This window comes from Pedobacter sp. MR2016-19, assembly GCF_014947265.1.
Lineage (GTDB): Bacteria > Bacteroidota > Bacteroidia > Sphingobacteriales > Sphingobacteriaceae > Pedobacter.
Genome location: NZ_JADCNK010000018.1, coordinates 49,285 through 61,730, shown reverse-complemented (window position 1 = coordinate 61,730; position 12,446 = coordinate 49,285). Strand labels below are relative to the sequence as shown.

Genomic DNA, 12,446 nt, shown 5'->3' with positions numbered 1-12,446 from the left:
TTTTATTTTTTGGGTTGATAAATAGCGGTCATTTTTACCTGTATGGTTTCTGCAATCTGTTTAAAAACGATCGTTGGGATTTTGATACCATGATCGGCCAGTTTTACATTAAATGTAGAAGTAGCTTTTGCCTCATCGCCGGTAATTACTAACGATCCCTTTGTTGTATATTCTTTGGTTACGCCATGGATTTGCAGGTTACCCTTAACCGTAACAGGATAAGTACCAGGTTTTGAAAAATCGATCTGTTCTACAATTTTTCCTTTAAAATCAGAAGTTGGGAACTTATCGCTCTCCATATAATTTTCGTTAAAATGCTCCTGCATCAGTTTTTTCTTAAACTGAAAAGAAGTATTGTTGATTTTGAAAATGATATCGTTGGTTTTGGTATTAAGTGCCGAAGCACCTGTTTTACTCTGTGCATCGATATCTTCTACAGGTGTTGAAGAAAAAAATGAAGAGGTTACGCTTTTACTTACCCAGATCTGCGCTTTTATGCCTGTGCATAATAACAAGGCTATTAAGGTGAAAAATAGTTTTTGCATCGGTGTTTTGTTTAAATTTTAATGGAAACATCTTGATTTAGCGTTAATGTTTATTTGTTATTCTGGCATGCCTTTATCAACCCAGGCTTGTAATAACTCTCTTTCACTGGCTGTTAGAGATCCACCTTTTGGCATTGTTTTGGTAACCAGAACAGCATTAGCTACGCGGGTATCATTTTTTACAGAGGCAAAGCCATTAAATAACCAGATAGATTTAAGTGCGCCATTTGGACCATGACAGTTGTTACATTTGGTTTGGAAAAGTGCACCTGCAAAATTGGTATAGGTTACATTGGCAGTGGTTACCGCTGTCGGACCCGTAGGAGCTGCTGGTTTTAATTCCTCAGCCTGCCTTTTAGAACAGGCAAAAAGTAAGGCCGTAATTGCGGCTAATAAAAAGATTGAATTTTGTTTTTTCATAGATATTTAATTAAGGTTAAAATTGGTGGTAGATTCATTTCTATATCTTCATGTTCGATTGAGGTGCAATTGAAATTTTATGGCGATGGCCGATTTTTAAAATTTATGTTCTGTTTGTTTGAAAAGCATAACTGTTTTTGAAATAAGCATAGTTTTTTATGTAATTTTTGCTGAAATCTTAATCGTTACGTAGCTTTCTTGGGATTGGTTGCCTGGAATAAAAAAAAAGCCGTTCCGATTTTACATCGGAACGGCTTTCGGGATAAATTGTATCTGAAACCTAGTTAAAATCTTCGGCTTTTAAAGGCGGATTAACTTTAATGTCTTTAATCACAACTGAAAATTCCTGGGAACCTTGTGGGCTTGTCACCGATTGAGTTAAGGTAAACGGAAATAACACATCGCCAACTTTCTTGTAGTTTGAATATTCGGTAGACTGACTAATTTCAGCCCCACCTTTGGTAATGGTACGCTCATCTTTTAAAAGTAAACCCGATTTGGTGTCGTAATATTCAGTTTTCTTTTTGCCAGAAGGAGAAGTGATGTTTAACTTAAAAGCATCAGCAGTACCAACTTTTGCCGTACCTGCAGATTCAATTTTAGTTCCATCAGTAGCATAATACAGTTGATTACCATAACCTTTATCCTCTTTCTTTTCAGTCAAATCATCGCCAGATAATTCAGCTTTCTGGCCCATTTGCATTGTGTATCCTGTTTTACCATTGTAAGCCTGTTTCATCGCAGTTTGGCCACCCATAGAAATTTCCATGCTGCTTAAGTTAGGGGCCATATTTTTAATGGTAACGGCAAGCTTTTGACCTTGCATTTCCATTTCACCGTTTTGCTGTAATGAAGGAAATGGCCAAAGCAAAAAGAATTTCTTAATTTTTTATAGAGGTTATGACAAAATCCTGAGCATATTTTCCGCTGTTTTAGATTATCGCACCCATTGTGGTTTCATTGTTTTTAATGATGCGAAACGATCAAGGCACAAGCGAGGAATTATTTCTAAATAAGTTAATTTCGGTTTTTCCATTGAGGGTGAATAGAAAATAATGATTGCCACTTAAATATGGGTTTAAATGAAAAAAGTAATTATTTAAACTCTCATTTTATATTTTATCGTCGTGAGATATTGGTTTCAATTCAACTTATCTAAGTTTTTTTGCTCATTTAATACAACTGGTAGTTTATAATATATGGATGATTTTGTGAATTATGAGACTTATGTAATTTTATTAGCTAAACTTTTTCAAGTTAGTCATCTTTTTAATAATATAATTATTTGTTTAGGTGAAAAAATAATTTTGATTTCTTTATTTTTATTCTTAATTTGAGTAAAAGGCACTTGGGATAGATACTACTTATATCGTTTTAATACTATTAATAAGAAACAAAACAATGAAAAAATTAAAATTAAGTACAAGCACCTTTAACAGAGGTGAAGTGTTAACTAGAGCACAATTAAAAAAAGTATTTGGAGGAGATACTGGGTCTGGATCTGGAACAGGATCTGGGCAGGATATTTGTGGGCCTAATGGGCCAATGTTTCATACATTTTGCATACCTGGCCCTCAAGATACAAGTTACCCTTGCACACCTGGTTGGCCGATGGGAGGTCTTGTTTGTCCTAATGGTGGGATATGCTGCAGTCTTCTTTCATGATTTTAAATAAAAAAGCGAGTATTAACACTCGCTTTTTTTAATATATTTTATCTCCAGGACTTATATTGGTTAATTAATCCGTTGGTAGAACTATCATGGCTCGAAACTTTTTCGTTGTCCGCCAGTTCAGGAAGAATCTTTTTGGCCAATTGTTTGCCAAGTTCTACTCCCCACTGATCGAAACTAAAGATGTTCCAGATAATTCCCTGAACAAATATTTTATGTTCGTAAATGGCTACTAAGCTACCTAAAGTATATGGAGTTACTTTTTTTAACAATATTGAGTTTGTCGGACGATTGCCTTCGAATACTTTAAACGGAGCAATTTTTTCAATTTCTGAATCAGATTTACCTTCCTTCTTTAATTCGGCAGTTACTTCTTCTTCGGTTTTACCGTTCATTAATGCTTCTGTTTGTGCAAAAAAGTTCGATAATAAGATAGGATGATGATCGCCCAGTGGGTTTAAGCTCTGTGCCGGAGCAATAAAATCGGCAGGGATAATCCGGGTACCCTGATGAATTAACTGATAAAAGGCATGCTGACCATTTGTACCTGGTTCACCCCATATAATCGGCCCGGTTTCATAATCAACCTCGTTGCCGTTTCTATCAACATGTTTGCCATTACTTTCCATATCTCCCTGTTGGAAATAAGCAGCAAAACGATGCATATATTGGTCGTAAGGTAAGATAACCTGCGTTTCAGCATTATAGAAATTGATATACCAAACGCCTAATAAACCTAATATTACCGGTAAGTTACTTTCAAATTCGGCAGTTTTAAAGTGGTTATCAGTTGCGTGTGCACCAGCCAGCAGTTGTTTAAAATTATCGAAGCCTATACTTAATGAGATCGATAAGCCGATAGCACTCCATAAAGAGTAACGACCGCCAACCCAATCCCAAAACTCAAACATATTTTCGGTATCGATACCAAAAGCAGAAACGTCTTTGGCATTGGTCGATAATGCTGCAAAGTGTTTAGCAATATCACTTTCTTTGCCGCCTTTATCTAAAAACCAGGTACGGGCAGAGTGTGCATTCGTCATGGTTTCTTGCGTAGTAAAAGTTTTTGATGCAACTAAGAATAAAGTCGTCTCAGCATTTAATCCCGATAAAGTTTCGGCGATGTGTGTGCCATCAATATTCGAAACAAAGTGAATATTTAAGTGGTTTTTATAATGTTTCAAAGCTTCGGTAACCATTACAGGCCCTAAATCCGATCCACCGATTCCAATATTTACCACATCAGTAATGGCTTTGCCAGTATAACCTTTCCATTCACCGCTGATGATGCTATTACTAAATTTCTCCATTTTAGTCAATACTGCATTTACTTCAGGCATTACATCTTTGCCATCAACTAAAATTGGCGTATTGCTTAAATTACGTAAGGCGATGTGAAGTACCGAACGGTCTTCGGTTTCATTAATCTTATCACCGTTATACATTGATTTTATGGCTTCATCCAATTTACACTCTCGCGCCAATTGAATTAAGAGTGCTAATGTTTCGTCGCTTATGCGGTTTTTGCTGTAATCCAGTAGAATATCCTCAAAAAAAACAGAAAATTTATTGAAACGATCTGCATCTTCAGCAAAAAGATCTTTAATGCTTTTTTGATTAATATCTATAAAATGATCGGCTAAATACTTATAGGCCTCAGTTTCTGTGAAATTTACTTTAGGTAACATAATCTTTGTTTTTTTGTAAAAGTAATAAAGCAAAAATTTAAAATTGTCTTTTTATTGTTCTAAATCAATAAGAATTTTTAATGTTGATTAAACTAAGAAGAGTTGTCAACTTTAATAGCAAACCTGCCATTAAAGTTGACAACTCTAAAATCCATTTTGGAAACCTTAGTGCCGATACTTGCAGACTCCTATCGTTATCTGTTCAGGTAAAACCAAATTCCATCTCTTCCTAAAATTGATTATCTTAGGGCAACCTAAACTAAACCATTCATTTATGAAGAAAATATCCCTGATCGGTTTTTCGCTACTGGCGTTAAATTCTTTTGCACAAAAATCAGATTTAAGGCCATTGGTTTCAAAAAAAGCGGATGCCATTGAACAAAAAGTAATTGCCTGGCGACGTGACTTTCACGAACACCCAGAGTTAGGAAATACCGAAGTAAGAACAGCCGGTATTATTGCAAAACATTTAGAATCTTTAGGGATAAAAGTAACCACCGGCGTTGCCAAAACAGGAGTAGTTGGTGTGCTAAAAGGAGGGAAACCAGGCCCTGTAGTAGCTTTACGTGCTGATATGGATGGCTTACCGGTTACCGAGCGGGTAGATGTTCCATTTGCATCGAAAGTGAAAACACAGTATAACGGACAAGAGGTTGGTGTCATGCATGCCTGTGGGCATGATAGTCATGTGGCCATTTTAATGGGGGTAGCAGAAGTGCTGGCATCTATGCAAAAAGATATTCAAGGGACGGTGAAATTTATATTTCAGCCTGCTGAAGAAGGTGTGCCTGCGGGAGATGAAGGTGGCGCAGCATTAATGATTAAGGAAGGTGTGCTCGAAAATCCTAAAGTTGATGTGATTTTCGGTTTACACATCAACTCTCAAACTGAAGTTGGTGATGTAACTTATCGCCCGGGTGGAACAATGGCTGCAGTTAACGATATGAAGATTACTGTTATCGGTCGCCAGGCGCACGGGGCTTACCCCTGGAGCAGTATCGATCCGGTGGTGGTTTCCGCTCAGATTATCAATAGCCTGCAAACCATCGTGAGTAGGAATTTAAATGTGACCGAAAACCCCGGAGTGGTTACCATTGGAGCCATTAATGGTGGTGTGCGATCGAACATTATCCCCGAAAAAGTAGAAATGTTAGGTACAGTGCGCAACTTTAGTAAGGAAGATGAGGCCATGTTTATCGAAAGGATTAAAACCATCGCTATCAAAACAGCTGAGGCAGGTGGCGCAACAGCCGAAGTGAAAATTCCTTACAGTAATCATTATCCGGTTACCTTTAATAATATTGCACTAACCGAAAAGATGTTGCCAAGCATGGAATTAACAGCAGGTAAAAATCATGTGAAATTAAAACCACCAGTTACCGGTGCAGAAGATTTCTCTTTCTTTCAGGAAAAAGTACCTGGTTTATTTGTGTTTTTAGGAGGGATGCCAAAAGGTAAAGATCCGTTAAAAGCAGCATCGCACCACACTCCGGATTTTTACCTTGATGAAAGCGGGTTTGTTTTAGGGGTTAAATTACTCTCTAATCTAACGTTGGATTATATGTCGATGAAAAAATAAGAGGTTCATTTGTTATTGGTTTATTAGTCATGGTGCATGAATAAAGAAAATAAAATTGGTTAACAAACAATAAGGATCAGTTTTAATTGAAATTGCTTTCTGCCATGCGCTATGCTCAAAGCGATTTTATATATTTGTTCCATGACCAAAGAAAATATTCAGGATTTAAGGGACAGAGTAACGTCGCTGAGGAGGTATCTTTGACGTTGATGAGCTACTTTACGCCATCCGCGAAGAAGAAAAATTAACAATGGCGCCCGATTTCTGGGACGACCCTAAAAAAGCAGAAAAAATTCTTGCCGAAATCAGTTCAAAGAAAAAATGGACGGATGGCTTTAACCAAACCAGCAACGCGGTAGAGGATGCAGTGGTGATGTTTGAGTTTTTTCAATCCGGAGATGCTTCAGAAGCTGAACTTCAGGATCAGTTCGAGATTGCCAAAACTGCTGTAGAAGAACTCGAACTTAAAAATATGCTGCGTAGCAAAGAGGATCAGCTTTCTGCGGTATTACAAATTACTGCCGGGGCTGGTGGAACTGAAAGTTGCGATTGGGCTTACATGCTCATGCGGATGTACATGATGTGGGGTGAAAAGAACGGTTACAAAATTACCGAGCAGGATAGCCAGGAAGGGGAGGTTGCAGGGATAAAATCGGTAACGCTTCAATTCGATGGCGATTTTTCTTACGGATATTTAAAAGGTGAAAATGGGGTGCATCGTTTGGTACGGATATCGCCTTTCGACTCGAACGCCCGTAGACATACTTCTTTTGCCTCGGTATATGTTTATCCTTTAGTTGATGATACCATTCAGATTGATATCAACCCAGCCGATATTGAATTTGAAACATTCAGGGCGGGTGGTGCCGGCGGACAAAATGTAAACAAGGTTGAAACCGCAGTACGTTTATACCATAAACCATCGGGTATTATTATTAAAAACCAGGAGTCGCGATCGCAATTACAGAATAAAGAGAATGCGATTCGGTTGCTTAAATCTCAATTGTATGAAATCGAAGAACGGAAACGTAATGAAGCAATTGCTGCAGTAGAAGGATCGAAGAAAAAGATAGAGTGGGGTTCGCAAATCAGAAGTTATGTTTTGGACGACAGGCGCGTGAAAGACCACCGTACCAATTACCAGACCTCTAATCCTGACGCAGTTTTAAACGGCGATATAAATGATTTTTTGAAGGCTTATTTAATGGAGTTTTAAATTGAGCCCTCAGCTCAATTAATTGTAAATTTTGTATATTTGACTAAAGCAGGGCTTTATTAATCTCAACCATTATGGATACATTGATCATAGAATTAACCAATCAAAAAGCTTATAAACTTTTGAAGGAATTGGAAGAATTGCATCTTATCCGAGTGATTAAAAAAAACATCAAAACTTCTGAACTTCGCAATCAAATTAAAAATCAGATGAATGAGAAAGCCATTGATGCACAATTAAATGATTTGCGTGGAGAATGGCAGAGAGATATTTAATTGATACGTCGGCGGCCATAAAATATTTAAATGGAACCTTCTCTCCAAAAGGTTTGAAATATATGGATGATATCGTGGATGTAGAATCTGTGATGTCGTTTATTTCAGAAATAGAATTACAGGTATGGAAGCCAACAAATCCAGATGATATTATTGTATATCAAAAATTTGTATCAATTTCAATTATTTTAGGCCTGCAGGATGGAATTATTGCTGAAACGATTAGGGTTAGAAAAACACACAACTTAAAACTGCCTGATGCATTAATAGCTGCAACTTGTTTAGTAAATAACCTGACTCTTATAGCAGATAATGATAAAGATTTTGCTAAAGTTACATCCTTGAAATGTGTTAATCCGAGTACTTTATAGTTATGAATAAACTTTTTTTAATATCAATAATGCTTCTTTATTTCATTACAGCAAATGCCCAGGAAATTGTGCCCCTATACCAGGGAGAAATTCCAGGTGCTAAGCCAACTCCTGCTGATTATTTAGAAAATACCGAAATTCGCTCAAATGGCACTTTAAGTATTACCAAAGTATCAATACCTACATTAACTGTTTTCGAAGCACCTAAAAACGTTGCCACCGGTACAGCGGTAATCATTTGCCCGGGTGGTGGTTATGGCGCCTTGGCTTTTAGTCATGAAGGAACTGATGTAGCTAAACGCTTTAATGCCATTGGAGTAACCGCCTTTGTATTGAAATACCGTTTGCCGAGCGATGAAATTATGGTTGATAAGACCTATGGACCGCTGCAAGATGCACAGCAAGCCATTTATCTGGTTAGAAAAAATGCGAAAAAATATAAGATTAAAACCAATAAGATTGGGATTATGGGCTTTTCTGCAGGTGGACATTTTGCATCAACTTTGATTGCTCATTATAACGATCTCAAAATTTCTGATCCAGAAAAGATAAATCTGAAACCAAATTTTGCTGCATTAATTTATCCTGTAATTAGTTTCGAAGAATCAGTACATACAGGTACTATGAAGAATTTATTGGGGCCAAATCCTGCTGATAGTTTAAAACATTATTTCTCGGCCAATAAAAATGTGAATAAAAAAACGCCCCCTGTTTTCTTTGTACATGCTAAAGATGACAAAACCGTTCCTTATGAAAATAGTGTTTTAATGAATGAAGCACTAAAGCAGAATAAGGTAGATACTGATATTTATCTATATGAAAAAGGTGGACATGGCTTTGGTCTGATTAATAAAACTTCAGATGTAGACTGGTTTAACTTATTGGCTACCTGGATGAAGAAAGAGAAATTTTGATATCCTCAATGATTTTTAACCTCTTCACCTGATTTAATTTAAACCACTTTAAACTTATTTGATAAGCCAAATAGAAATTTAAACATTTAAATAAAGCCTGATCATGATTTGTGGTCAGGCTCTTGCTTTTATATCGTTTTTACATTTTTCGGTGAACAAGCTATAAATCCCATTTTACCACTCTATTTTTACGATTTAACCCCTTATTTTTTAGTTATGGTTTGTATAAATTTGCTTACGTATATGTCATTTTTGACTTTGATGCTGCAAATGATCTAACCACATACGTAAAATATACAAGCAGATTTACAGTTTTGAATTTAATATGCTTTTATTCAGTTTTTATGAAGTTAGGTCAAACGTAATGCTTTTACAATTAACCAAATATTTACCTAATTCAAAAAAAATGAGAAAAGAAACAATGAAATGGAGCCTGCTATTGGTATGCTTGTTTACCGGGCTTTTATCTTGCAAAAAAGATAAGGCTGAAATTAAATCTGAAAATGGCCAGGTTAAAGCCTGGGAGACATTAATTGATGGCAATTCTTTTGCCAGCTATGCTAATTTTGAGGCACAGTGGAATTACAACTATCCCTGGGGTACTGATCATAATGGTTCGGCACGTATGGTGGGCAGTTCTTCTAACCATAATCAGATCTCGTTAAGTGGAGGAGTATTAACAATTAAAGCTACCCGCTTAGCTACATCACCTGGAAATAGTACAGCTAATGGCTTTACCAATGTGGCCATTTGGTATAACTCCGGCGCATGCCATGCCAAGCAACAGGTGCTCATTAATGATCAGTTTCCCAGTTATACCATTTCAGGAGATTTTGCCGTGCCAACAAGTAAAGGTACCTGGCCTGCATTCTGGATTACGGGCGTTAATTCGTGGCCACCAGAAAGCGATATTATGGAATTTAAAGGCAATAATACCAATTGGCAAAACACTTATGATGGTGGTTGGGAAAATAAACTTACAGCAGTTTCTAGTGCAGGTTCGTACCACAATTATAAATGCTGGTACAACAAAGTAAGTGCAACTGATGTAGATTGCCATTATTACATTGATAATGTTTGGGTGGCCAAGCATACCATGAGTAATTCGGTAAATAAACCCATGTGGCTAATCATCAACATGCAAATGGAAGGTGATAGTGGCGCTCCTGGTCCGTCTGGTAATACTTTGTACACTGGTAAAAACATTTACCTGGGTAGAGAAAGAGCTTTCTAGTTGCTTAAACAATAATTAATTTGGAGGTAGCATTGCAGCTGCCTCCATTTGTATCATAAATAAAATATGAACAAATATTTATTCTTTCTTGGCGGTATATTGCTCTGTGTTTTACTAACGCAGTGCAAAAAGGATGAAATAACAACGCCACAAAACAATGTTGCTTTATTGATTAACAGGATTAATCTGCTAAGACAGAGCGGATGTAATTGTGGAGCTGAATATATGGCACCGGTACCCAGCTTATCTTCAAATAACCAGTTGCAAAATGCAGCAATAATGCATGCAAAAGACATGGCAGAACAAAACTATTTTGATCATTTATCTCCAGATGGCGGTACTCCCGCCGAACGTGCATTAAGCGCAGGTTATAAAGGTGATTTTAGGGCAGAAAATTTAGCCAAGGGATATTCTAAGGTAGATCAGGTCATTACCGCGTGGAAAAATAGTATAAGCCATTGTAAAGCCATGATGGATGCTAAAAGTAGTGAAGCTGGTGCAGGTATGGCGCAAAACTATTGGGTAGTAGCCTTTGGTAGGTCCTTATAATCTTTTATTGTTTTATCAATCACGTTCAGTAAGCCATTGCTATACAAATCATTAGCTAATTCCCAGAACATGATGCCATTTAAATTTTGATCAATTACATATTTGGTTTTTAATGAAATTGATTTTGGATCATCAAAAGTAACGAAATACCGGGTTTTCGGATTATAATAATAAGGAGCTTTCGCTACCTCATCCCAATAATAAGTATAGCCATTTTTGGTTGAGAACTGTTTGTTGAAATCCTTAAAAGCAAGGCTGCTTAAAAATTTTGTTGGCTGGTATAATCCCTGGTTCGCATTGGTCGTGTTTTGAAAAATACGGGCGTAGAATGCTGCTCCTAAAGCAATTTTTTGCGCAGGTACCCCCAAACCAATTAAAGCTTTTACAGCATAATCGGCTGATAAAGTTTGTTGTGGGCTAGAATATAAAGGTGAATGATGTCCACTTTGTGATGCATATCCACCTACCAGATCGTAACTCATTACATTTACCCGGTTTACCAGTGGCATCACCTTGTCCCATTCAAAGCAAGAATCGATGCTGTTTTGGGATCCTCCGGCTGCGAAACTAATCTCTGCTTCTTTGCCGAGCTTTTCTCTCAGTTCTTTAATCAATAAAGTAAAGTTATGCTTATCATCAGGCGTGTACCTGTGCCCGGGATAACCTGAAATAGCCGGGTATTCCCAGTCGATATCTATACCATCGGCCTTAAAAAAATCTAAAAGTGCTTTAGTTGTTTCAGCAAATGTTTTTCGCCCATCAGCTCTGCTAAATACTTCTGAACAAGAAGCGCAGGCACCCCAGCCACCCATGGCAATCATTACCTTTAAGTTGGGGTTACGTTTTTTGAGCTTTACCATTTTCGAAATCAAAGCCGAATCTTCAGCTGATGTGATGTTTAAACTATCGCCTTTTAAATGCCCAAAGCTGTAAATCAGGTGGCTCAGTTTTTCAATCGGGAAGCGATCTATTACCGTATTTTGCCCGCTATAATAGGCAATTACATTGGGTTTTACCGTTTTTTGCGCCTTTAGGCTACCAGCGAAAAGCATTAAAGCCATCAGGCAAATTCTAGGTAAACTACTAATTTTCTTGTACACTGGTTGGGGGAATTTAAATGCTATTTTCTGCTAAAATGTTTTGGAGTTCGTTTAATTCAGCTACTTTTTCAGTTGCTCCGGCATTTTCATAAGCCGAAATCAGGTTTCTGATTACGCGGCGGATAATATCGGTATTACTGCAGGGTTTATAATATTCGGGTAAAGCTTCTAAGTTAAGCTGACGCAAAAACTGATCCACATCATGTTTGCCAAAAATATTACCACGGTTAAAAGCATTGATATAAAATAGCACACCATACTCAGCGCCCTCTTGCTTACTATCATCAATGTAACCTAAAATAAAATGCTGCGGCAAATTAATCCCATATACGGGCAGATCTAACTTTTGAGCCAGGGTAGAATAGATAATGGCCAGCGAAATCTGGTTGCCTTTTTTGCTTTCTAAAACCTGATTTAAGTAAGAGTTTTGAGGATCGTGGTGGTTTTTGGTGTTGCCGCCAAAGCCATATTGCTGGTATAAAACGTGGTTAATCAGTTTTACTTTCTCAACAGAACTCATTTCGTACTGCAGCCCCAGCCAGATATCCCTTTTTATCTCTTCAATTTGGTTAATTACTTTTTGCTCGTCTAAATCAGGATATTGGTAACGGTTTATAATCATAGCGCCCTGTAATAAATCAAAAGCACCACTTAAATACCAAAGGTTTAGATCTTCTTTAACAGTTTTGAACTGAATTTGATGGACAATATTTTCAATGCGCTCCTGCATCAAGCCATCGAAAGATTGTTCCCAGGCATTTTCTAAATAGTGGATTACTTCACCACCATATTCAAGCAGTTTCTTTTCTACATGCTGGAATACTTCCTCGTCCGGATCATCCAACAGTTTTACTAAAGCACTTATCTCTGCGATATTTTCCATA

At 37.2% G+C, this 12,446-nt stretch carries 13 protein-coding genes; 7 read left to right on the top strand and 6 right to left on the bottom strand.

Annotated elements, in window-relative coordinates:
• Window positions 1-2 precede the first annotated feature (2 nt).
• The 4 genes from IM793_RS19235 to pgi all read right to left on the bottom strand — a co-directional run bounded on the left by IM793_RS19235 (window position 3) and on the right by pgi (window position 4,324).
• A complete protein-coding gene (locus tag IM793_RS19235; protein WP_132399179.1) occupies window positions 3-545 on the bottom strand; it encodes a YceI family protein in 543 nt (180 codons plus the stop codon).
• 57 nt (window positions 546-602) lie between these two features.
• The gene (locus IM793_RS19230; protein ID WP_193424175.1) at window positions 603-965 is read right to left on the bottom strand and encodes a hypothetical protein; all 363 of its coding nucleotides are present in this window, start codon (window positions 963-965) and stop codon (window positions 603-605) included.
• Window positions 966-1,245: 280 nt separating this feature from the next.
• Window positions 1,246-1,791 carry a hypothetical protein gene (locus IM793_RS19225; protein WP_193424174.1) on the bottom strand — a complete coding sequence of 182 codons (546 nt, stop codon included), beginning with the start codon at window positions 1,789-1,791 and terminating at the stop codon, window positions 1,246-1,248.
• 886 nt (window positions 1,792-2,677) lie between these two features.
• Window positions 2,678-4,324 carry a glucose-6-phosphate isomerase gene (gene pgi, locus IM793_RS19220; RefSeq protein ID WP_193424172.1) on the bottom strand — a complete coding sequence of 549 codons (1,647 nt, stop codon included), beginning with the start codon at window positions 4,322-4,324 and terminating at the stop codon, window positions 2,678-2,680.
• A 274-nt stretch (window positions 4,325-4,598) separates the two neighbouring features.
• Here pgi and IM793_RS19215 point away from each other — a divergent pair, with 274 nt between their 5' ends.
• The 7 genes from IM793_RS19215 (at window position 4,599) to IM793_RS19185 (ending at window position 10,462) form a co-directional block, all read left to right on the top strand.
• Window positions 4,599-5,903: an amidohydrolase gene (locus tag IM793_RS19215; protein ID WP_193424170.1), complete on the top strand. Its 1,305-nt coding sequence runs from the start codon at window positions 4,599-4,601 to the stop codon at window positions 5,901-5,903.
• A gap of 141 nt (window positions 5,904-6,044) precedes the next feature.
• Window positions 6,045-7,119, top strand: a protein-coding gene (prfB, locus tag IM793_RS19210; RefSeq protein ID WP_132399187.1) for a peptide chain release factor 2 whose coding sequence is annotated in 2 segments (ribosomal slippage) — window positions 6,045-6,104 and window positions 6,106-7,119 — 1,074 coding nt in all. Because the reading frame shifts where the segments join, the coding sequence is not laid out codon by codon here.
• Window positions 7,120-7,193: 74 nt separating this feature from the next.
• A complete protein-coding gene (locus tag IM793_RS19205) occupies window positions 7,194-7,394 on the top strand; it encodes a hypothetical protein (protein ID WP_193424168.1) in 201 nt (66 codons plus the stop codon).
• A complete protein-coding gene (locus tag IM793_RS19200) occupies window positions 7,376-7,765 on the top strand; it encodes a type II toxin-antitoxin system VapC family toxin (protein WP_193424167.1) in 390 nt (129 codons plus the stop codon). Before IM793_RS19205 ends, IM793_RS19200 begins: the two co-directional genes overlap by 19 nt.
• Before the next feature lie 2 nt (window positions 7,766-7,767).
• Window positions 7,768-8,679 carry an alpha/beta hydrolase gene (locus tag IM793_RS19195; protein WP_193424165.1) on the top strand — a complete coding sequence of 304 codons (912 nt, stop codon included), beginning with the start codon at window positions 7,768-7,770 and terminating at the stop codon, window positions 8,677-8,679.
• Window positions 8,680-9,085: 406 nt separating this feature from the next.
• The gene (locus tag IM793_RS19190) at window positions 9,086-9,913 is read left to right on the top strand and encodes a glycoside hydrolase (RefSeq protein ID WP_193424163.1); all 828 of its coding nucleotides are present in this window, start codon (window positions 9,086-9,088) and stop codon (window positions 9,911-9,913) included.
• Window positions 9,914-9,979: 66 nt separating this feature from the next.
• A complete protein-coding gene (locus IM793_RS19185) occupies window positions 9,980-10,462 on the top strand; it encodes a CAP domain-containing protein (protein ID WP_193424161.1) in 483 nt (160 codons plus the stop codon).
• Here IM793_RS19185 and IM793_RS19180 read toward each other — a convergent pair.
• On the bottom strand, window positions 10,429-11,523 hold the full coding sequence (locus tag IM793_RS19180; protein ID WP_193424159.1) for a glycoside hydrolase family 18 protein: 1,095 nt from the start codon (window positions 11,521-11,523) through the stop codon (window positions 10,429-10,431). The genes IM793_RS19185 and IM793_RS19180 overlap by 34 nt on opposite strands.
• Before the next feature lie 52 nt (window positions 11,524-11,575).
• The gene (locus IM793_RS19175) at window positions 11,576-12,445 is read right to left on the bottom strand and encodes a transglutaminase-like domain-containing protein (protein WP_193424157.1); all 870 of its coding nucleotides are present in this window, start codon (window positions 12,443-12,445) and stop codon (window positions 11,576-11,578) included.
• Window position 12,446: the final 1 nt, after the last annotated feature.

What these genes read in the sequence shown, in the direction of transcription:
- IM793_RS19200 (WP_193424167.1), top strand. Translation starts at nt 7,376, where the DNA reads ATGGCAGAGAGATATTTAATTGATACGTCGGCGGCCATAAAATATTTA.
- pgi (WP_193424172.1), bottom strand. Translation starts at nt 4,324, where the DNA reads ATGTTACCTAAAGTAAATTTCACAGAAACTGAGGCCTATAAGTATTTA.
- IM793_RS19195 (WP_193424165.1), top strand. Translation starts at nt 7,768, where the DNA reads ATGAATAAACTTTTTTTAATATCAATAATGCTTCTTTATTTCATTACA.
- IM793_RS19230 (WP_193424175.1), bottom strand. Translation starts at nt 965, where the DNA reads ATGAAAAAACAAAATTCAATCTTTTTATTAGCCGCAATTACGGCCTTA.
- IM793_RS19185 (WP_193424161.1), top strand. Translation starts at nt 9,980, where the DNA reads ATGAACAAATATTTATTCTTTCTTGGCGGTATATTGCTCTGTGTTTTA.
- IM793_RS19180 (WP_193424159.1), bottom strand. Translation starts at nt 11,523, where the DNA reads ATGGCTTTAATGCTTTTCGCTGGTAGCCTAAAGGCGCAAAAAACGGTA.
- IM793_RS19175 (WP_193424157.1), bottom strand. Translation starts at nt 12,445, where the DNA reads ATGGAAAATATCGCAGAGATAAGTGCTTTAGTAAAACTGTTGGATGAT.
- IM793_RS19215 (WP_193424170.1), top strand. Translation starts at nt 4,599, where the DNA reads ATGAAGAAAATATCCCTGATCGGTTTTTCGCTACTGGCGTTAAATTCT.
- IM793_RS19225 (WP_193424174.1), bottom strand. Translation starts at nt 1,791, where the DNA reads ATGCAAGGTCAAAAGCTTGCCGTTACCATTAAAAATATGGCCCCTAAC.
- IM793_RS19190 (WP_193424163.1), top strand. Translation starts at nt 9,086, where the DNA reads ATGAGAAAAGAAACAATGAAATGGAGCCTGCTATTGGTATGCTTGTTT.
- IM793_RS19205 (WP_193424168.1), top strand. Translation starts at nt 7,194, where the DNA reads ATGGATACATTGATCATAGAATTAACCAATCAAAAAGCTTATAAACTT.
- IM793_RS19235 (WP_132399179.1), bottom strand. Translation starts at nt 545, where the DNA reads ATGCAAAAACTATTTTTCACCTTAATAGCCTTGTTATTATGCACAGGC.